General features: G+C 69.5%; 20 protein-coding genes. 17 read left to right on the forward strand and 3 right to left on the reverse strand.

Annotated features, from left to right (window positions below):
- Positions 1 to 34: 34 nt before the first annotated feature.
- Positions 35 to 1,591, forward strand: coding sequence for a glycosyltransferase family 87 protein (locus D5S19_RS05675; protein ID WP_120022273.1), 1,557 nt, complete (start codon positions 35 to 37; stop codon positions 1,589 to 1,591).
- Positions 1,592 to 1,618: 27 nt separating this feature from the next.
- Complete coding sequence (locus D5S19_RS05680; RefSeq protein ID WP_120022274.1) at positions 1,619 to 1,804, forward strand: hypothetical protein; 186 nt, start codon at positions 1,619 to 1,621, stop codon at positions 1,802 to 1,804.
- A gap of 4 nt (positions 1,805 to 1,808) precedes the next feature.
- Here D5S19_RS05680 and D5S19_RS05685 read toward each other — a convergent pair whose 3' ends face one another.
- Entirely contained in the window at positions 1,809 to 2,582 is a 774-nt protein-coding gene (locus tag D5S19_RS05685; RefSeq protein ID WP_120022275.1) for a deoxyribonuclease IV, read from the reverse strand.
- 108 nt (positions 2,583 to 2,690) lie between these two features.
- Between D5S19_RS05685 and D5S19_RS05690 the strand changes: the two genes are divergently transcribed.
- The 15 genes from D5S19_RS05690 (at position 2,691) to D5S19_RS05765 (ending at position 15,058) form a co-directional block, all read left to right on the forward strand.
- Positions 2,691 to 3,500 (forward strand): hypothetical protein, encoded by an 810-nt coding sequence (locus D5S19_RS05690; protein WP_120022276.1) that lies wholly within the window; start codon positions 2,691 to 2,693, stop codon positions 3,498 to 3,500.
- Between the two features lie 122 nt (positions 3,501 to 3,622).
- Positions 3,623 to 4,525, forward strand: a complete 903-nt coding sequence (locus tag D5S19_RS05695) for a hypothetical protein (protein WP_199730363.1) — start codon at positions 3,623 to 3,625, stop codon at positions 4,523 to 4,525.
- Positions 4,526 to 4,610: 85 nt separating this feature from the next.
- The gene (locus tag D5S19_RS31945; RefSeq protein WP_158605502.1) at positions 4,611 to 5,552 is read left to right on the forward strand and encodes a hypothetical protein; all 942 of its coding nucleotides are present in this window, start codon (positions 4,611 to 4,613) and stop codon (positions 5,550 to 5,552) included.
- Between the two features lie 124 nt (positions 5,553 to 5,676).
- Entirely contained in the window at positions 5,677 to 6,000 is a 324-nt protein-coding gene (gene rpsF, locus D5S19_RS05705) for a 30S ribosomal protein S6 (RefSeq protein WP_199730364.1), read from the forward strand.
- A gap of 18 nt (positions 6,001 to 6,018) precedes the next feature.
- A complete protein-coding gene (locus D5S19_RS05710; RefSeq protein ID WP_098512457.1) occupies positions 6,019 to 6,543 on the forward strand; it encodes a single-stranded DNA-binding protein in 525 nt (174 codons plus the stop codon).
- Positions 6,544 to 6,576: 33 nt separating this feature from the next.
- Positions 6,577 to 6,825: a 30S ribosomal protein S18 gene (gene rpsR / locus D5S19_RS05715; RefSeq protein ID WP_003098744.1), complete on the forward strand. Its 249-nt coding sequence runs from the start codon at positions 6,577 to 6,579 to the stop codon at positions 6,823 to 6,825.
- Positions 6,826 to 6,839: 14 nt separating this feature from the next.
- Positions 6,840 to 7,301, forward strand: a complete 462-nt coding sequence (gene rplI, locus D5S19_RS05720; RefSeq protein ID WP_098512456.1) for a 50S ribosomal protein L9 — start codon at positions 6,840 to 6,842, stop codon at positions 7,299 to 7,301.
- A gap of 274 nt (positions 7,302 to 7,575) precedes the next feature.
- Entirely contained in the window at positions 7,576 to 7,983 is a 408-nt protein-coding gene (locus tag D5S19_RS05725) for a hypothetical protein (RefSeq protein WP_233573738.1), read from the forward strand.
- Between the two features lie 7 nt (positions 7,984 to 7,990).
- Positions 7,991 to 8,593, forward strand: coding sequence for a DUF3558 domain-containing protein (locus D5S19_RS05730; protein WP_120022277.1), 603 nt, complete (start codon positions 7,991 to 7,993; stop codon positions 8,591 to 8,593).
- A 42-nt stretch (positions 8,594 to 8,635) separates the two neighbouring features.
- Entirely contained in the window at positions 8,636 to 9,325 is a 690-nt protein-coding gene (locus D5S19_RS05735; RefSeq protein WP_120022278.1) for a DUF3558 domain-containing protein, read from the forward strand.
- Positions 9,326 to 9,367: 42 nt separating this feature from the next.
- Complete coding sequence (locus D5S19_RS05745; protein ID WP_158605503.1) at positions 9,368 to 10,726, forward strand: hypothetical protein; 1,359 nt, start codon at positions 9,368 to 9,370, stop codon at positions 10,724 to 10,726.
- Positions 10,727 to 10,737: 11 nt separating this feature from the next.
- Complete coding sequence (locus tag D5S19_RS05750) at positions 10,738 to 11,535, forward strand: ESX secretion-associated protein EspG (RefSeq protein WP_233573739.1); 798 nt, start codon at positions 10,738 to 10,740, stop codon at positions 11,533 to 11,535.
- Positions 11,536 to 12,245: 710 nt separating this feature from the next.
- On the forward strand, positions 12,246 to 13,649 hold the full coding sequence (gene dnaB, locus D5S19_RS05755) for a replicative DNA helicase (protein ID WP_120022325.1): 1,404 nt from the start codon (positions 12,246 to 12,248) through the stop codon (positions 13,647 to 13,649).
- A 201-nt stretch (positions 13,650 to 13,850) separates the two neighbouring features.
- Positions 13,851 to 14,165 (forward strand): hypothetical protein, encoded by a 315-nt coding sequence (locus D5S19_RS05760; RefSeq protein WP_120022282.1) that lies wholly within the window; start codon positions 13,851 to 13,853, stop codon positions 14,163 to 14,165.
- 113 nt (positions 14,166 to 14,278) lie between these two features.
- A complete protein-coding gene (locus D5S19_RS05765; RefSeq protein WP_120022283.1) occupies positions 14,279 to 15,058 on the forward strand; it encodes a dioxygenase family protein in 780 nt (259 codons plus the stop codon).
- A gap of 63 nt (positions 15,059 to 15,121) precedes the next feature.
- On the opposite strand, the gene D5S19_RS05770 is transcribed toward D5S19_RS05765, so the two are convergent.
- Entirely contained in the window at positions 15,122 to 18,205 is a 3,084-nt protein-coding gene (locus D5S19_RS05770) for a beta strand repeat-containing protein (RefSeq protein WP_233573740.1), read from the reverse strand.
- Between the two features lie 172 nt (positions 18,206 to 18,377).
- Positions 18,378 to 19,484 (reverse strand): hypothetical protein, encoded by a 1,107-nt coding sequence (locus D5S19_RS05775; protein ID WP_120022284.1) that lies wholly within the window; start codon positions 19,482 to 19,484, stop codon positions 18,378 to 18,380.
- Positions 19,485 to 19,519: the final 35 nt, after the last annotated feature.

Here is a 19,519-nt window from a genome sequence, read left to right on the forward strand (position 1 = left end):
GCCATCGCACGCGTGGGCAGATAGCATCCGCGACGTGCCCGACGAGCCCAACCCCGCCGCCGCCGATCCGGACGCGGCACCGCGCACGCTGACGCCCGCGGAGCGGATCGCGCCCAGCAGACACGATCCGCTGGTGGCCGCGGCGACGAGACCGGTCGGCGGGCCGCTGGGGGAGCACGCCGCGGTGGGCAGGCACTGGTTCTGGTCCCCGCAGCGCGTGGGCCTCGGGCTCGCCCTGCTCGCGCTGGTGGTGTGCTGGTTCGGGAAGGCCTCGTGCATCCAGCAGTACACCGATTCCAGCGGGGCCGGCCAGCTCGACTGGCGGTCGGGTCGGCCGTTCGTGGCAATGTGCTATTCGGACGTCGTGCCGCTCTACAACGCGGAGAAGCTGGACGATCCGCACACCTTCCCGTACGTCTCGTCGTGGCAGGAGGACTCGCAGACCTCGCCGGACGGCACCCGGTACATGGAGTACCCGGTGGTGACCGGGTTGTTCCAGTGGGTGAACGCGAAGCTGGCCGCAGGCTGGCTGTCGGTGGCCGATTCCGGCTGGCTGCCCGGCGCGCTGCCGGTGGCGGTGTACTTCAACATCACCGCGTTCTGGCTCGCGCTGGCCTGGCTGGTCACGGTGTGGGCGACCGGGCGCACGATGAAACGCCGGCCGTGGGACGCGGTGCTGGTGGCGATCTCGCCGCTGGTGCTGGTGCACGCGTTCACCAACTTCGACGCGATCGCCGCCGCGTGCACCGCGACCGGGATCCTCGCCTGGTCACGCAGACGCCCGAGGATCGCCGGGGTGCTGTTCGGGATCGGGGTGGCCGCGAAGCTGTACCCGTTGCTGATGGTGGGCGTGCTGTTCCTGCTGTGCCTGCGGGCCGGGAAGCTGCGAGCGTGGCGGCGGACCGCGTTGTTCACCGTGCTCACCTGGCTGGTGGTGAACCTGCCGTTCATCTTCATCGCGACCCGCGGCTGGTGGGAATTCTTCCGCCTCAACACCCTGCGCCCGATGGACCCGGATTCGCTGTACAACGCGATCTCCTACGTCACCGGCTGGGCGGGCTTCGACGGAATGCTCCACAAAGGACAGAACCCGGCGGTGCTGAACACCGTGGTGGCCGTGCTGTTCCTGGTCTGCGTCGCGGGCATCGGGTACGTCGCGCTGACCGCGCCCCGCCGTCCACGGCTCGGGCAGCTGGCCTTCCTCGCGGTGGCCGCATTCCTGCTCACGAACAAGGTGTGGAGTCCGCAGTACTCGCTGTGGCTGGTCCCGCTGGCGGTGCTGGCGATCCCGCGCTGGCGCCTGCTGCTCGGCTGGATGACACTCGACGCGCTGGTCTGGGTCCCGCGGATGTTCTACTACCTCGGCATCGACCACAAAGGACTGCCCGAGGGCTGGTTCCTCGGCGCGGTGGTGTTGCGCGATCTGGCCGTGGCCGGCCTGTGCGTGCTGGTGGTGCGCGAGATCTACCGCCCGCGCACCGATCTGATCCGGCTCTCCGGTGACGACGATCCGGCCGGCGGGGTGCTGGCCGGGGCCCGTGACCAGCTGCGCATGCGAGGATTCCGGCGCCACGACCGGTCCGTCTCCTAGACTCTGCCTGGTGCCCAGGGGCCTGTCGTGACTCTCGTTTCCCTTATCCAGCAACGACTTTCCGATGCGGGCGGGCACGGCCCGCGACACGAGCCGATCGGGCTGACGCTGACCGTGAACCCGCTGTGGGAACTGGTGCTACCGACGACGCGGGTGCCGATGGACCTGGCGTGGCTCGAACTGCCCGACCCGCCACCGCCGTCCCCGAAGTGAGCGCTCAGCCGAGCTGTTCGCGCAGGTAGGCGATGTCCGCCGCCTGGCCGTCGCCCGGGGTCTCCACCACCACCGGGGCGCCCGCCTGGCGGACCACCTCGGCGAGCAGCTCCGGGTCGATGGTGCCCTCGCCCTCGACGACGTTCGCGTGCCGGTCGCGGTTGGAGCCGAACTCGTCGCGGGAGTTGTTGCAGTGCACCAGATCGATCCGGCCGGTGATGGCCTTGACCCGCTCCACGGCGGTAGCGAGATCCCAGCCCGCGGCGTAGGCGTGGCAGGTGTCCAGGCAGAAGCCCGCGCCGAACTCGCCGACCTGCTCCCACAACCGGGCGATCACCTCGAGTTCGCGGGTCATCGCGTGATCGCCGCCCGCGGTGTTCTCGATCAGGATCGGCACCGCGAAGCCGCCCTTGTCCGCCTCGCGTTCGAAGAGCTTCCGCCAGTTCTCCAGGCCCTTCTCGATCTCGGCACCGGCGCCGACGTGCCCGCCGTGCACGATCAGGCCCTTCGCCCCGATCGCCGCCGCGCCGTCGGCGTGCTGGGTCACGTTCTTGCGGGACGGGATGCGGATCCGGTTGTTCAGCGACGCGACATTGATCAGATAAGGCGCGTGGATGAACACCTCCACGGGCGATTCCTTGATCGCTTCGCCGTGCGGATGCGGCTTCGGGGCCTTCCAGCCCTGCGGGTCGGAAAGGAAGAACTGGACGACGTCGGCTTCTCGCTCGGCGACGGCGGCCAGCGGATCGTCGTCACGGACATGGGCGCCAATCTGCATGGGCCGAACGCTACCCCCGGGTGATTCGCCGCCTTCGGCCCCAGCCGGTGACGCTCGTGCAGTACCGTGAGCGCGTTCCGTGATCCGGATCAGTTGTCGGAGGGGCGCATGGGGAAGCACGCTGGGCGGGCGACGTCGCTGGGGATCGCACTCGCGGTCCCGGTGCTGTCAGCCGTGCTCGCCTTCCCCGGCACGGCGCAGGCCGACCCGAACGCCACGATCAACGGCGCCTGCGACGCCACGCTCCAGAACGGCAAGGGCGGCAACGGACTCTCCCTCGACGCGGGCGCCCCGCTCAACGCCCCCAACCGGTTGACCGTCGGGCTCGACTCGAATGCCAAGCAGGCGGACGGAAAACGCCCGCTGCTCACCGTGCCGGTCGGCGATCTCGCCCGCGGGCTCGGCGTCGGCGATGTCCCAGTGGCCGGCCGTCTCGTCACGAATGCCTGCCCGGCCGCGCAGGCCGCGGCGAACGGCCTCGGCAACACCACCCAGTCGCTGCTCGGCGCCGCGAAGCGCACCCCGCAGGGTGAGCAGCCACAACCCCGGCCACAGCCGGACCAGCCTGGTCCGGGCACGAATCCCGGCCAGTCCGATACCGCCGCGCCCGCACCGGGCGGCAGGCTGAACCCCGTGCCGATCGGTGGTCCGGGCGATCTCGCTTCGATCTCCGGTGTTTTCACCGGCGCCGCGATGCTGCCCGCGAACCTCGCGCAGGCGCCGATGGTCACCCGGATCGTGCCCGGCCGGTTCCCGTCCAGCTCGGTGCCGACCGTCGACGAGAAGAAGTCCGGCTCCGCGCAGGCGCTACCGACCGCGAACCTGCCGGAGCGGCTGCCGCTGCTGCTCGCCGTGCTCGCGCTGGCCATCGTGGCCGCCGCGCTGGTGCGGGCCTGGCTGCGCGGCAGCCCCACCTGATCACTCTGCGTATCGCTTGAATTCACCCGATTGACTGAACTGTCGAGCCGAGCAGGCGTCACCCGGGGTCGTTACCCTCGTTGTCCCCGGCAGGGAGTCGAACGCGGCGAAGGGGTCGACCCATGCACGATCGGTCAAGGCGAGCGATCACGCTGGGTGCCGCCGCCTTCGCCCTCGCCACTTCGGTTGCCCTCGCGACCCCTGCCACCGCGTCCGCGGACACCCTGACCGCGCCGTGCGGTGCCACCATCACGGCGAAACCGGGAGACCACGTCAAAGCCACCACGCCGCTGCTCGGCCTGCCGCTGGACCTGGGCGTCGTCGGCCAGGTCTCGGGTGTACTGACCGGGACCGTCAACGCGGTACTCGGCACCGTCTGCAAGGTCACGGTGCAGGTGGTCGACGCCGTCGTCGCACCCGTCCCGGTGGTCGGCGCACCGGCCGCGAGCGCGGTGAACGGCGTGGTCTCCGGCACCACGAATGCCGCACAGCAAGGGCTTTCCGCGCTCGGCGGTGCGCCCGCGGCACAAGACCCGCAGCAGCCGCCGTCCGCCGGCGCTCCCCAGGGCGGTGCCCCGCAAGGTGGCGCACCCGCCGGGCAGATCCCGTTTCCCGGCGCCAGCAGCCCGCTGCTGCCCGCAGGTGGAGACAGTGGACCGCTGTCGTCGCTGATGCCGAGCTTCGGCAGCCTCCCGTTCGGCGCTTCGACGGGATACGCGCCGATGCGGGACTACAGCGGCATCCCGATGGCGATGGCCGGGCTGTTCACCCCCTCGCCCGCACTCCGCTACGGCAGCCGGATCCCGGGTTACTCCCCGCAGTACGGCCTCCCGGACTCCGGAACCCCATCGGGTGGCGACCGGACCGTGCAGAACGCCGGGCAGGCGCAGGCGTTACCGAACTCCGGGAACAACCACACGAACGGGTTGGACTGGCCCATTCTGATCGCAGTTCTGGCACTCTCCGGAGTCAGTGCCGGGCTGGTTCGCACCTGGGTACTCCGCCGGATGGCCGCTGCGGGTTAGGCCAACTCATCAGTATCTTCGGCGGTACCGGCTCGTTGTCCCTCTTGCCATGTCCCGTGTCCGAAACCACCGGAGGATAGTGCTCGTGCGGAAGATCCCCACCTGGCAGAGAACTCGCCGAGCGCTCACTGCCACCGCGCTGGCCGCCCTCATCACCGGAGGCACCTTCCTCGGTTCGGGCACCGCGTCCGCGGCCACCACGCTGGCCGGCGATTGCCGGGGTTCGGTCAGCGGCAGCATGGGCGACACCGTGGCGCTGCCCGGTTCCTCGGTGCAGGAGATCGTCCGGCAGGCGGCCCGCGAGCAGGTGACCCTGCTCAACTTCCTCACCGTCTGGCCGGACGGGCTGGCCACCGCGATCGCCGGCAAGGGCAACCTGGCGGTCGGCCAGATCCCCAGCTCCGCGGGCGGGAGTATCGGCGGCGACGCGATCGGCGCGACGGTCGCGAACAACCTCCGCGGCGCGAACGGTCTCGGCGCGACGGCGGCCACCCAGAACCAGGTGCTCAGCGCGATCCGCGGCAAGGTCGCCTCGGCCTGCGGGCTGACCACCGTGGCCACGAACTACCAGGCACCCTCGTCGAGTTCGCCCGCCACCAGCAGCTCCCCGGCCCGCAGCGACAGCCCCACGGCGCCGAACGGCAGCCCGCTGGCCGGCCTCCAGCCCGGCGCCACCGGCACCGCACCGCCGCGGGATTACAGGAACATCCCGTCCATCGCTCCCGGCAGCCCGGGCGCACCGGGTACCCCGGTCGCCCCCGGCCTGCCCGGTGTCCCACTCGCCCCGGGCGCCCGCTACCCGACCGGCGGCGCGCTGCCCGGCTCGGGCACGGTGACCCAGCCCGCGGCCGGGCAGACCCCGCAGGGGCAGCAAAACCCGGACATCCGCAACGCGGGCAACGCGGAGGCGCTGGCCACCCGCGGCGGCAGCGCCCAGGTGCAGCTGCCGATGCTGCTCGCGGTGATCCTGCTCGCCGGGGTGACCGCGGCGCTGGTCCGGACCTGGGTGCTGCGCCGGGCGTCCTGACCCGGCCCCGTCCTACCCGGACCCCGCCGGGCCGCGGTGCCGGGGCGGCCGGGTACGCTACCCAGGACAAACCCTCCTGCCACGGATCCGCCGTGGCCGCAGAGCCCACAGGAGGTGAGTGGTTGTGTCACGCCATTACGAGGTAATGGTCATCCTGGACCCCACGCTCGACGAGCGTACGGTCGCCCCCACCCTGGACACCTTCCTCAACGTGATCCGCACTTCCGGCGGCAGCGTGGAGAAGGTCGACGTCTGGGGCCGTCGTCGCCTCTCGTACGAGATCAAGAAGCACGCCGAGGGCATTTACGCGCTGCTGGACCTGAACTCCACGGCCGATGCCGTCAAGGAGCTCGACCGGCAGCTCTCGCTGCAGGAAACCGTTCTGCGCACCAAGGTCATGCGCCGTGAGGTCAAGGCCGCGGCGAAGCCCGCGCCCGCCAAGGCCTGATCCGAAAGGACGCCATCCGTGGCTGGAGACACCGTCATCACCGTGGTCGGGAACCTGACGTCCGACCCGGAACTGCGCTTCACCCCCTCCGGTGCGGCGGTCGCGAACTTCACCGTCGCGTCCACCCCGCGCACCCTCGACCGCCAGAGCGGCGAGTGGAAGGACGGCGAGGCACTGTTCCTGCGCTGCAACATCTGGCGGCAGGCGGCCGAGAACGTCGCCGAATCGCTCACGCGGGGTGCCCGCGTGGTGGTGCAGGGCCGGCTGAAGCAGCGGTCGTTCGAGACCAAGGAAGGCGAGAAGCGCACCGTCGTCGAGCTCGAGGTCGACGAGATCGGCCCCTCGCTGCGCTACGCGACGGCCAAGGTCAACAAGGTCAGCCGCGGTGGCGGCGGCGGTGACTTCGGCGGCGGAGGCGGCGGTTTCGGTGGTGGCGGCGGCAACCGCGGCAGCGGTGGCGGCGCCCCGGCCGACGACCCGTGGGGCTCGGCCCCGCCTGCGGGCGGTGGCGGCGGCGGTTTCTCCGACGAGCCCCCGTTCTGATCTCAGTTTTTCTAGCATTCCAGGAGTATTGCTGTGGCCAAGCCACCCATTCGTAAGCCCAAGAAGAAGGTCTGTGTGTTCTGCAAGGCCGAGAAGAAGGGCCGTCCGGAACTGATCGACTACAAGGACACCAACCTGCTGCGGAAGTACATCTCCGACCGCGGCAAGATCCGGGCCCGTCGCGTCACCGGCAACTGCAGCCAGCACCAGCGCGACATCGCCATCGCGGTGAAGAACTCGCGCGAGATGGCGCTGCTGCCCTACACGTCCACCGCGCGCTGAGGGAGGCCCGAGTCATGGCGAAGATCATTCTCACCACCGACGTGGCGAACCTCGGCGGCCCCGGCGACATCGTCGAGGTCAAGGACGGCTACGCGCGCAACTACCTGCTGCCGCGCGGCTACGCCATCCCGTCCAGCAAGGGCGCGGAGAAGAACGTGCGCACCATCCAGCGTGCGCAGGAGTCCCGCCGCATCCGCGACCTCGACCACGCCCGCGAGATCAAGGCGACCCTCGAGGGCCTCGGCGCGATCCAGCTGACCGGCAAGGCCGCCGCGGGTTCGAAGAAGCTGTTCGGCTCCGTCACCGCCGCCGAGATCGTCGACGCGATCAAGGCACAGGGCGGCCCACTGCTGGACAAGCGCGTCCTCGACCTGCGCGACCACATCAAGACGACCGGCAAGCACACGGTGCACGCCCGTCTGCACCCGGACGTGAAGGTGGACGTGCGCCTGGAGGTCAAGGCCGTCTCGGCCTGAGCCCCCGCGAGCCATCACCGAAGCCGGCATCTGCCCCCGTTCGCGGGGGCGGGTGCCGGCTTTTTGCTCCCTTGCGTCATATCGCTCCTCGGCCAACTAACAATCACCACTTGACCTGCGTTAACCTCCCAGAACGACGCCGGCACCGGTCGTCACCGAAGGTCTGTTCGCAAAGTTCCCAACACGGAGCGGGAACCAACGGGCGTGCGTTACCATCCAAGCTGCCGATCTCGACGTTGAGGCGCGAGCCGTGATCGCAAGGGGGTCCACTGAGATGGCCGATCCGAAACCCGCACCTGACCCGCTGAAGGACACCGTCGTCCCCGACATCCCGCCGATCATGGTCGGCGGCTACGGCAAGGCCGGCGGCTACGAGTTCAGTGCGGAAGAGGTCGACGGCGTCATCAAGCAGTGGCAGGACCTGCTCGCCGACCTCGCCGCGGACCGTCAACACGCCGAAGCCGTGGCCAACGTGCAAGCACCGGCCGATGAGGTCGCCAGCCACACCTTCATCAACAACGGCGCCAACCCATCCGGGCAGAGCCTGCTCGACGAGCACAACAAGATGGTCAAGTACACCCGGAACTTCATCACCGCACTCACCGCGGCCAAGAACAAGATCACCGTCGCCGAACAAGAACACCGCGAGCAGTTGGCTCAGCAGGACAAGGACGGGTACTGAACAAGTTATGTCTCAACACATCACCCGCCTCGCCGCCGGAGCCGTCGTCGTTCTCGGTCTGCTCACCGCGTGCAGCGGCAAGACCGGCGGAATCGCCGAGCCGTCTGCTTCTGCCAGTTCCAGCAGCTCATCGGCCACGAAATCCGGTGCCCCGAAGGTACCGTCCCCGCTCCCGACCCAGAAGCTGATCGCCGACCCCTGCACCGCCCTCGGAGACAGCGACGCAGCAAGCCTCGGCCTTAAAACACCCGGAAAACCCAACGGACAATCACTAGCCGGCTGCGACTGGCAGTCCACCATGTTTCCCGGGAACGGCATCACGATATCACCGCTCACCCCGAACAAGAATGGTCTTGGCGATCTTTACTCGAACAAGGCCACCTACAAATACTTCGAGCCGACCACCATCGAAGGCTATCCCGGGGTATTCGGCTCACCGCTGGCCGACGACCGCTCGAATGGTGTCTGCAGCCTCACTGTCGGCGTCACCGACCAACTCAGCATTTCCGTCGTGACAGTGGTCTCGACAGGGAAAAACCATAACGACCCGTGCGGTGCACTGAACAAGGTCAGCACGGCAATGGTCAACCATCTCAAGTCAGCGCAGTGATTGCCACCTGGCGGTAGCCGGCCCGGAAGGAAGAAACTCATCATGGGGAATGGGGACAGCGGCAGCACGTTGAAAAACGTGGCCACGGGGGCAGTGGCCGGGCCGATCGGTGCCGTTGTCGGTGGTGCGAGCAGCGGACTGGTCAGCATGTACGCTGCCGGAACCGTCGCCGTTCTCGGTCTGCTCACCGCGTGCAGCGGCAAGACCGGCGGAACGGCTGAACCGCCTGCTTCCGCCGACTCGAGCAACTCATCGAACACCAACTCCGGTGCCCCGAAGGTACCGTCCCCGCTCCCGACCCAGAAGCTGATCGCCGACCCCTGCACCGCCCTCGGAGACAACGACGCAGCAAGCCTCGGCCTTAAAACACCCGGAAAACCCAACGGACAATCACCAGCCGGCTGCGACTGGCACTCCACCATGTTTCCCGGGAACGTTATCGGGATCACGCCGTTAACTCCGAATAAGAACGGGCTTGGCGACGTCTATGCTGACAAGGCCAAGTACGCCTACTTTCAGCCGACCACCTTCGGAAACTACCCTGCGGCGTATGGATCCACGTTGGGTGACGATCGCTCGGAAGGCGTTTGCAACGTCGTGGTCGGTGTCACTGATCAGCTCGGAGTTTCGATCAGTACCTCGATCTCGGCCGGGAATAACCACGACGATCCGTGCGGTGCACTGAACAAAGTCAGCACGGCAATGGTCAACCATCTCAAGTCAGCACAGTGATTGCCACCTGGCGGTAGCCGGCCCGGAAGGAAGAAACTCATCATGGGGAATGGGGACAGCGGCAGCACGTTGAAAAACGTGGCGACGGGGGCAGTGGTCGGCGGCGCTGTGGGCGGACCGGTCGGTGCGGTTGTCGGTGGTGCGGTCGGCGGGCTGGTCAGTATGTTCAGCGGCGGGCCGTCCGCCGAGAATCTGCAGGCCAACGTGGGCGGCGGATCGATCTCCGCGTACGACATCTACCAGCAGATCAGCAAGGGCAACACCGCATCGCTCGAGAACGGCAAAACCGGGGCTGACCAGCTCAAGGGCAAGCAGACCGATCGAGCCGGCGCCATCGATGCGCTGAACAACAAATTGAATGGTGCCTGGAAAGGCGACAGTGCGGCCGCGGCGCAGGGCGGTGCCGGCGCGCTCAAGATATGGCATGAGGACTCGGCCAGAAATCTGGGCACGAGCGGGACCTTCATCACCAACCAGCTGGATGCGTTCCACAACGTCAAGGGCCAGGTCCAGAAACTGCCGGATAACCCGCCCAAGATGAGCCTCATGGACCACGCTCCATGGAGCGACAAAGACGATCAGATCAACAAGTACAACCAGGACAGCCAGACCAACGTCCAGGCCTACACCGCGTACTACGGCTCGAGCAACCAGAACGCCGGTGGGATGCCGCAGTACAACGTCTGGCAGGGCAACAACATCTCCGACGGCGGAACCACTCCGCACATCGGCACCGGTGGTACCGGCAGCGTCGGTGGAGTCGGGCCCGGTGGAGTCGGGCCCGGTGGCGTCGGCAGTGGCGGCAAATTCGGTGGCGGCGGAAGTTTCACCCCGCCCAAGACGAACACGCCGAAACTCGACACCCCCAGCTTCGATCCGTCGAAGACGCATCCGCCGGCGTTCACCCCGCCCAAGACCGACATCCCGAGGTTCGATCCGTCCAACGACACCACCTCGGCGTCGAGCTACGTGCCGCCGAACCTGGATTCGAGTTCGTTCGGTCCCGGCGGCAGTGACGGATTCGGTCCCGGCGGCTTCGGCGGCGCCGGGTTCGGGCCGGGCGGCAGTGGCGGCGGTTCGGGCTCCGGTTCCGGGGCCGGGGGAGTCGGCTCGGCTGCCTTCGGGCCCGGCGCGTTCGGCGCCGGCGGGGTGGGGTCCGGCGCGGCGGCCGAAGGCGCAGCCGGCGGCGGTGCGGGCAGTGGCGCGCGTGGTGCCGGCATGGGTGCCGGCGGAGCGTCCGGCCGTTCCGGCGCGGCGGGAATGGGCGGCATGGGTGCCGCCGGCGGCGGCAAGAAGGGCGAGGACGACCAGGAACACCAGACGAAGTACCTGCTGGAAGAGGACAACAACGAACTCTTCGGCTCCGACGAGCTGACCGTCCCGCCGGTGATCGGTGAATGAGGCCCGGCAACGTGATCACTCTCGACGGGCCGGTGACCTTCACGGCATACACCCTGTGCAACCTGATCCGGCGGCGAGGCGCGGAACCGCACCAGGTCATCGGTGAGACCGCGGCGTTCTACGTACCGGAGGACGAGCGCAGGCTCGACGAGCAGGTCAACGCGGGGCTTCGGCAGGCCGGGCTGATGGGTCCCCGCGGCATGGACCGCGATCTGCTCGCGCTGATCGATTCCCTGTCCCATCCACACATCGAGTACTACGGCTGGTTCGACGGCGAGTTCTCCGACGGCAGCCCGGCCACCTTCTCCGCGCTGGTGGGCAGCGGCAACGGCGGCGGCTTCGGGCTCGTCCGGGTCAGCGGCATGCCGACCATCGCGGTCACCCGGCAGCGACCGGACCGGCTGCTCGAGACCTTCCTCGACATCGTCCCGGACGCGCGGACCCCGCCGGGACAGACGCTGGTCACCAGCCGGGCCGAATTCGAAAGCGGCAAGCCGGCCACCGCCGACGAGCCGCGCGGCTCGATCATGCAGTCCGGCCACGGCCGGAACCAGCCCGTGTCGCCGCTGAAGGAGATCCAGCGGATCATGCAGGCGCCTCGCACCGGGTCCGGGGCGCTCTACGTCGCGGTCCGCTCGCCCAACGGCACGCGGCGGCGGATCCCCAAACCGGTCAACTTCATCGACACCGACGAGGGCCGGTGGCTGATGGAGGAGCGGCCGGGCCGGGAGCCGCTGCTCGTCTACACCCCGGGGTCGCGGCAGGCGATCTCGGTGCGGCTGCGATCGGCGCAGAGCGCGTTGGGCTGACCACACGAACACTCCGGGTGGAGTTCCTCCCGCGGCCGCGCACCGATGGCCGTCCGGTGAACTCCACCCGGATTTTTCGTTCCGGGACGGCTACCTGCACTTTTCCCGGCCGATCACGGAACGCAGCGAAGCCGGCGCCGAATGGCCGCCGCATCCTTCGTTCAGCCCATCGTGGATCCGCTCTACCCTCCGTAGCAACTATCCACAGGCCCCCGTCACCACCCGGACGCGACACGCCGAAGGACCTGTCCCGCGCGACACGCCGGACGAGTTTCCAGGAAGTTCTCCACAGTCTCTACACAGGGTTTGACCTGCGGTTCTTCTGAAGCGTCCGAAGACTATCCCCACTCTGTCCACAGGCTGGCCGACACCTGTGATTGATTGCCGCCAGTCATCCACAGGCTATCCACAGCACGATCAACAGCCGGAATTGCGCTCGTCCTTCCGGGGGATCTAGCGTGCTGGCTCGGCCAGTACGCACGGTGGCCTCCGGCGTGGCGGTCCGGCGCACCACAGGGGCCGGTCCATCATCGGGGAGGGACCGTGCGCAGGACTGGGAAAGCCGGGGAAATTCCGGCATACTCGAACAGGTGTTCGCCTCGTCGGCTCCGCTGCGCGGACCGGTGCCGGACGCGGTTCGAAGCCGAGGACGAGCACACGACGAACAGGGCCGGCCGGTTCTCCGGCCGGGCGAGGAGGTGTCCGGGGCGGTGGCGGTGACCGACGACCGCGGTCCGATGTACGCGGAGTCCGATCCGGGACCGGGCGAGGGCGGGCCCGGTGGATTCGACCGGCAGCCGCCGCAGGATCTCGCGGCGGAGCAGTCCGTACTGGGCGGCATGCTGCTGTCCAAGGACGCGATCGCGGATGTCATCGAGGCACTCGGTCCGGGCGATTTCTACCGGCCCGCGCACCAGGCGGTGTACGACTGCGTGCTCGATCTCTACGGGCGCGGCGAGCCCGCCGACCCGATCACCGTGTCCGCCGAACTGGAGCGGCGCGGCGAGCTGGGCCGGGTCGGCGGCGCCCCCTACCTGCACACGCTGATCGCGACCGTGCCCACCGCGGCCAACGCGGGGTACTACGCCGAAATCGTGGCCGAAAAGGCGGTGCTGCGCCGGCTCGTCGAGGCGGGCACCCGGATCGTGCAGTACGGCTACGGCGCGGCCGCGGCCGACGGCGCCAACATCGACGAGGTCGTGGACCGCGCGCAGGCCGCGATCTACGACGTGACCGAGCGGCGCACCAGCGAGGACTACGTGGCGCTGGAGGACCTGCTCCAGCCGACCATGGACGAGATCGACGCGATCGCCTCGCGCGGCGGGCAGTCGCAGGGCATCCCGACCGGGTTCGCCGATTTCGACGAGCTGACCAACGGCCTGCACCCCGGGCAGATGATCATCGTTGCGGCCCGGCCGGGTGTCGGCAAGTCGACGCTGGGGCTGGACTTCCTCCGTTCCGCGTGCATCCAGCACGGCCTGACCGGGGTGATGTTCTCGCTGGAAATGAGCCGCACCGAGATCGTCATGCGCATGCTCTCGGCGGAGGCCAAGATCCGCCTCGCCGACATGCGCGGCGGCAAGATGTCCGACGAGGACTGGACCCGGCTGGCCCGCCGGATGAGCGAGGTGTCCGAGGCGCCGCTGTTCGTCGACGATTCGCCGAACATGACGATGATGGAGATCCGCGCCAAGGCCCGCCGGCTCAAGCAGCGGCACGATCTCAAGCTGGTGGTCGTGGACTACCTGCAGCTGATGACCTCGGGCAAGCGCGTCGAATCCCGGCAGCAGGAGGTGTCGGAGTTCTCCCGGCAGCTCAAGCTGCTGGCCAAGGAGATCGAGGTACCGGTGATCGCGATCTCCCAGCTCAACCGTGGCCCGGAACAGCGCACCGACAAGAAGCCGATGCTGTCGGACCTGCGTGAGTCCGGCTCCCTGGAGCAGGACGCGGACATCGTCATCCTGATCAACCGCCCGGACGCCTGGGAACGCGACGACCCCCGCGCCGGCGAGGCCGACCTCATCCTGGCCAAGCACCGTGCCGGGCCGACCAGCACCATCGTGGTGGCCCATCAGCTGCACTACAGCCGGTTCGCCGATCTGGCCCACGAATAACCGGGTCCAGACGCAGGGCGCTCTCCGCGGGAGATGCGTGTCGATCGGGGGAAATGGCCAGGTCTTCCCGGCCGCAGAGGCGGTTGGTACCGGCCGGTGCGGCGTGGGCGCTCGGCGGGGCCGCCCGGCTGGTGGCGGGTGCGGCCGCGGGTTCGTGACGAGCAATTCCGCCGGGGCGGCCACGCTGCGCAGGCCCGGAAGATGGCCGAGTTCGACTTCGTCAGCGCGGACGCGATCGAGCAGCTCTTTCTCTCCGGTCAGGGCGGCAACCGGATCACCGCGATCGGGCTCATGCGGGCGAAGCCCGATCTCGCGAAGCTCTCTCCGCTGACCGAGGTGATCCGCCGGTCGCGGTCGAATTTCGAGCAGTGGCACGCCCTTCGGGTCTGCGTCGAACTCGTCCGCCGCGGCACCTCGGCCGCGCAGCAGGAGGAGATCCGCGCGGCCATCGCGGCGGCCGGTGCCAACGGCACCTTGCGGGGCTCGACCGATTCCGGGTCCGGCTCGCGGCGATGATCGAGAGTGAGCTGCGGGAGTCCGGTTCCACCAGCGGGTAAGCCGGGAATATCGCCCCAGCCGCGAACGTCGGTTACGCTAGTAGTTGAAGTTTCAAACAACTGGAGGCCGTTATGGCGATCCGCACCCCGGTCCTCTACCTCAGCCACGGGGCGCCACCGCTCGCGGACGACGTCACCTGGACCCGGCAGCTCGCCGCATGGTCCGCCGAACTGCCCAAGCCTCAGGCGATTCTCGTCGTGTCGGCGCATTGGGAAGAGGCGCCGCTCACGCTCGGCGCGACCACGACGGTGCCGCTCGTCTACGACTTCTGGGGCTTCCCGGAGCACTACTACCGCGTGCAGTACGCCGCACCCGGGGCACCGGAGCTGGCCGCACGGGTGCGCAAGCTGCTGCACTCCACCGCCACACAGGTGCGGGACGCGCCGGAGCGCGGGCTCGACCACGGCGCATACGTACCGCTCGTGGAGATGTACCCGGGTGCGGACGTGCCCGTGCTGCAGATTTCGCTGCCCTCGCTCGATCCGCAGGTGCTCTACGACCTCGGCCGGAAGCTGGCGCCGTTGCGGGACGAGGGGGTGCTGATCGTCGGCAGCGGTTTCTTCACCCACAACCTCAGCGCGCTCCGCCAGGTCGACGGGAGCGACGGCGTGCCACCGCAGTGGTCCGCGGAATTCGACCACTGGGGTGCCGAGGTACTCGGTTCCGGCGACCTCGACGCGCTGCTGGACTTCCGGCACAAAGCCCCGGCCGCGGCCCTCGCCCATCCGAAGATCGAACACTTCGCGCCGCTGTTCGTATCGCTCGGCGCGAGTTCGGCCGAAGGCAAGGGCCGCACGGTGATCGACGGATTCTGGTACGGCCTGGCCAAGCGCTCCCTCGAATTCGCCTGACCTGACACGAAAAACGGGCCCGGAAGCCGAGTGGCTTCCGGGCCCGTCCGGGTCAATCCCGACTCACTTCTTGAAGAACGAGGTCACCTTCGCGACGACGCTCTGCACCGCACCCAGCGGGCCGGCCTTGGCCGGCAGCGTGGTGGGCAGGGTGGTCGGCACCGCGGTCGCGGACGGCAGCTGCGCCAGGGTCGGCAGATCCGTCTGCAGCGGCAGCTGGACCGGCAGCGACGGCACGTCGGCACGCTCGTCGCCGGCCTTCAGCTTCGGCAGGCCCGGGACCGAAGGCAGCGTGACGCCGTCCTTCAGGCCGGAGACCGTCGGCAGCGAGATGCTGTTCACCTGGGCCACTCGCTTGAGCTGGTCCAGCTGGCCGAGCGCGGACAGCCCGTGGAACGGCAGGTCGGCACGCTGCTCGGCACCGGGCAGCGCGGGCAGGCCCGGCAGTCCGGCCGTGGTCGGCAGCGCGGGCAGCTCCGGCAGGTCGCCGCCGATGGGCAGCGACCGCAGGCCACCGTCGGCAGGCAGCGCGGTCAGGCTCGACAGCGCGGCCGCGGTCGGCAGCGCGGGCAGCTCGTCGGCCGCCATCTCGCCCCCGACCGGCACGTTGATCTGCGGCTCGTCCACGATCTCGGTGGCGTTGGTCGCCTCCGCGGTGGCCCGTCCGACCAGCTCCAGCGGCAGGCCGAAGACCTGCACCACCGCGCCGAGCGGGTGGTAGAAGTTGTAGCCGGACAGCGCGTCGCCGGGACCGTCGGTGGTGGGGGTGCCACCGTTGGACGCGGTCAGCTCGTTGTTGCCCACCGCGTCCGCGACACCGGCCACGGCGACCGCGTCGCCGAACACCTGCGCCACCGCGGTGACCGGGAGGTCCAGGATGTCGCCGGAGAGCGCACCCTCCACACCCGAGGTGGTGTCGTCCCCGGCGTTGGTCACGACGGTGTGGTTCGCGCCGTCGCCGGACGAGACGCCCACGACCGACACCGCGTCGCCGAACACCTGCGCGACCGCGAGCGGGTCCACGCCGATGATGTTGCCCGCGATCGCACCGGCGTCACCGTTGGTCACGGCGTCGCCGCCGGAGGTCGAGGTGAGGTCGTTGGTGCCGCCGCCGTGGCCGAGCGCGGCGCCCGCGATCCCGTCCGCGAAGAGCGTGGCCGCACCGGCGACCGGCGCCTTCACGATGTTGCCGGCGATCGCACCCGCCTTGCCGTCGGTGGAAGCGTTGCCACCGGCGGTGGAGTCGGTCAGGTTGTCGGCCCAGCCGGTGCCGATGCCGCCGAGCGCGCCGCCGACGCCGTGGCCCTGCACCGGCAGCGAGACCGGGACCTCGATGAGGTTGCCCGCGCCCGCACCGGCCGGACCGCTGCCGTGGATGTCCCCGCCCGCACCCGAGGTGGTGTCGTTGGTGGCCTCGCCGTGGCCCTGGCCGATGAACGCGCCGCCGATGCCGAACAGCTGCACCGGGGTGGACACCGGGACGGTGCCGAGGTTCGAGCTCAGGAAGCCGTTGTCGTCCGCGGTGTTCCCACCGCCGCCGGCCTGCACGACCTTGGTCTCGGCGGCCTCGGCCTCGCCCTGCCCGATGAACGAGCCGCCCACGCCGAAGATCTCGGCCGGGAGGGCGACCGGCACCTGCACGATGTTGCCCGAGCCGGACGAGTCGTTGCCCTGGCTGCCGTCGTAACCGCCGGCGGTGACGACCTTGTCCTCGGTCGAGGTGCCGGAGGCGTTCCCGATGTGGCTGCCGGCGATGCCGTGCAGCTCGGGGGCGCCCGCCACCTGGCTGTTGGCGATGTTGCCCGAGAGCACCGAGCCGTTGCCGCGGGTGTAGCTGCCGTTGCCGGCGTTCACGAGGGTGGTGTTGTCGCACGCGGCGTGCGCGTTGCCGATGTAGGTGCCACCGACGCCGCAGGCCTCGACGGGCAGCGCGACGGCCGGGTCGACGACGTTGCCCGCACCGGCCGCGTCCTGGCCGCTGGTCTTGATGAAGCCGCCGGAGTCCACCGTGCTGGAGTGGCTGGAGCCCTCCCGGTCGAGTGCCTGACCGGTGGTGGCGTTGCCGATCCACGAGCCGGCGACCGAGGCCACGTTGGCGACCGGGCTCAGCTGCGGGGCGACCGCGTTGCCGCCGAGGAACGAGCCGTCGCCCTCAGTCTCCAGGTAGGTCGGGGTGCCGTGCAGGCTGCCCGGACGCTTGTCGCCGGCCTTGGCGTCGGCCATCGAGCTGGAGTTGGCGTCCGCGTCCGAGCCCCAGACGCCGCCGGCGTTGCCGTTGAACTTGATCGGCAGCGCGATCGGGGCGCCGACCACGTTGCCGCTGGCCGAGGAGCCCTTGCCGTTGGTCTTGGCGGAGCCGCCGGCGGTGGCCGAGGTGTCGGCGTTGTACTCGCTGTAGGCGTTGCCGAGGATCCAGGACGCGGCGTTGCCGGTCACCTGGACCGGGGTGGCGAACTGGCCGGCGATCACGTTGCCGGAGAGGCCGGAGCCCTTGCCGGTGGTGTCGATGTTGCCGGTCGCGGCGGCGCTCTGGCTGGCCGAACCGCCGTGCACCGCGCCGCTGCCGCCGGCCAGACCGACGCCGTTGCCCGCGATCTGCACCGGCAGCGCCCAGTCCAGCGCGACCACGTTGCCGGCCAGCGCGGAGTTCTTGCCGGAGGTGGCGATGTCCTGGTTGTGGCTGTAGTTCTGCTCGTGCGAGGTGCCCTCGACGTGCGCGTCGCCGAGCACGCCGACCGCATTGTCCACGATCTGCACCGGGACGACCAGGTCACCGGCGATCTTGTTGCCCTTGAGCACGTCGTGGGACGGCGTGAAGGCCTGCGTCTGCTCGGTCTTGGGCAGCTCACCGGTCAGCGAGCCGGCCGCACCGGCGGGCGCTTTCGCCGAGGACAGCGCCTTCTTGACCGCAGAGGTGACCGGCTTCGTGCTGATCTCGCCCTTGTATCCGGGGACGTTGAGCTGACCCAGCGGGGTGCCGATGGCGTTGTTGCTGGTGTCGATCGGCACGGTGACGTTCAGGTCGAGCGGGGAGGCCGGAGTGTCCGGGTTGACGTTCTCGTCTGCCGAAGCGATGCCGGTGCCCAGCATCAGCAACCCACCCGTGACCAACGCGGTCTGGAGTCCGCGCTTTGCCCAGGTCTGCATGGGATTTTTCTCCTTTATTCGGGGTTCCCTTGCGGGTTTTCGGAGTGCGCCGTGCGCACTGGGGGGTGCGAGCGCAGAAATGCGCATCGCGCGAAAAACCCGCGGAATGGTTGTGCCGCCGGTACGAGCAGAGGTGCTCGCGGCGGGTCAACGACCCCGCGGGTGAAGTGAATCAGTCAGGAGTGACGCCGGGCTGCTCGCCCGGAGTGATCGACACGTGCCGCACGCCGACGCGGGACATCCCCGCCACGGCGCTGTCGGCGGCAGCGGTGACCCACTGGGGCACGCCCAGGTTGAGTCCGTCGAGGTGACCACCGGGCGCGGTGCTGCCGCCGCCCGGCATGCTCGGCACAGAGAGGGGTGCGATCGGCAGCTGGACCGGGCCGAACGGGGCACCCGGCAGATCGCTGTGGTGCTGGTTCGAGGACCGCACACCGGTGCGCCCGGACGGAATGTCCTTGCGTGGTGCGTCAGCCGAAGCGAAGATCGACTGCAAGACGTCCGAAATGGACATTGCAGTGGCACTGGGGGTCTCATCCGCGACGGCGGGGGCCGCGGCGGGAAGCGTCTCGACCGGATGGGCCGATGGGAGCACCGGGAGCGCGGGCAGCTCGACGAGCTTGCTCGCGTGCCCGGGGTCGAGCAGGGCGATGAGGGTACGGCCGAACTCCCGCGCCTCCGGCGAGGGCTTGGTCACCTCGGTGAGCACCTGCTTGGTGTCCTCGGGCTTGCGCACGATGTGCTCAAGCGAGCCGAGGCCACGCTGCACCGGCCGGAGCACCGCGCGCTCGCCGAACTCGGCCACCGCCGCGCTGACCCGGTCGGCCACCTCGCGGCTCGTGACGCCGCGCTGGGCATCGCGGGAACCGTGCTCCGGCTCGCAATCCGGCCGGGTGGCGCCCGGCGCGGACCAGCTGGTGGCACTCTGCGCGCAGGAGGCGAGCTGGTTGGCGGCGCCGATGGCGGCACCGGCGACCTCGCCGGAGAGCCGGGAGGTTTCGCGGGTCACGTCGCCGAGATCGGCCACGGTCGCGTCGGTGATCGGGGTGATGCTGGTGTTCAGCGTGTTCCCGGCAGGCCCGTCCGTCTGCACGGAGGTGTCCGAGGCGCCGTCCGTGTCCGGGACGTCCACGGCAGGGGCGGCGGAGGCGGACGCCGAGGAGATGGCCCAGGCGGCGGCGGTCGCGGCGACCGCGCCACCGAGGACGAACAGTGCGCGCGACGCGAGACGACCGGCGCGGGTGGCGCCTCGCCTCTCGTGCGCAGCAGCGTTCGTCACTGGATATTTCTCCTTGGCAGAAAGAGATTCGAAAT

Source organism: Amycolatopsis panacis (assembly GCF_003600245.1).
GTDB classification, from domain to species: domain Bacteria; phylum Actinomycetota; class Actinomycetes; order Mycobacteriales; family Pseudonocardiaceae; genus Amycolatopsis; species Amycolatopsis sulphurea.

Coding starts and splice junctions, on each gene's coding strand:
- D5S19_RS05730 (WP_120022277.1), top strand. CDS start 7,991: ATGTCTCAACACATCACCCGCCTCGCCGCCGGAGCCGTCGTCGTTCTC.
- D5S19_RS05735 (WP_120022278.1), top strand. CDS start 8,636: ATGGGGAATGGGGACAGCGGCAGCACGTTGAAAAACGTGGCCACGGGG.
- D5S19_RS05765 (WP_120022283.1), top strand. CDS start 14,279: ATGGCGATCCGCACCCCGGTCCTCTACCTCAGCCACGGGGCGCCACCG.
- D5S19_RS05685 (WP_120022275.1), bottom strand. CDS start 2,582: ATGCAGATTGGCGCCCATGTCCGTGACGACGATCCGCTGGCCGCCGTC.
- D5S19_RS05745 (WP_158605503.1), top strand. CDS start 9,368: ATGGGGAATGGGGACAGCGGCAGCACGTTGAAAAACGTGGCGACGGGG.
- D5S19_RS05760 (WP_120022282.1), top strand. CDS start 13,851: ATGGCCGAGTTCGACTTCGTCAGCGCGGACGCGATCGAGCAGCTCTTT.
- rplI (WP_098512456.1), top strand. CDS start 6,840: ATGGCGAAGATCATTCTCACCACCGACGTGGCGAACCTCGGCGGCCCC.
- D5S19_RS05695 (WP_199730363.1), top strand. CDS start 3,623: ATGCACGATCGGTCAAGGCGAGCGATCACGCTGGGTGCCGCCGCCTTC.
- D5S19_RS05725 (WP_233573738.1), top strand. CDS start 7,576: ATGGCCGATCCGAAACCCGCACCTGACCCGCTGAAGGACACCGTCGTC.
- D5S19_RS05770 (WP_233573740.1), bottom strand. CDS start 18,205: ATGCAGACCTGGGCAAAGCGCGGACTCCAGACCGCGTTGGTCACGGGT.
- D5S19_RS05690 (WP_120022276.1), top strand. CDS start 2,691: ATGGGGAAGCACGCTGGGCGGGCGACGTCGCTGGGGATCGCACTCGCG.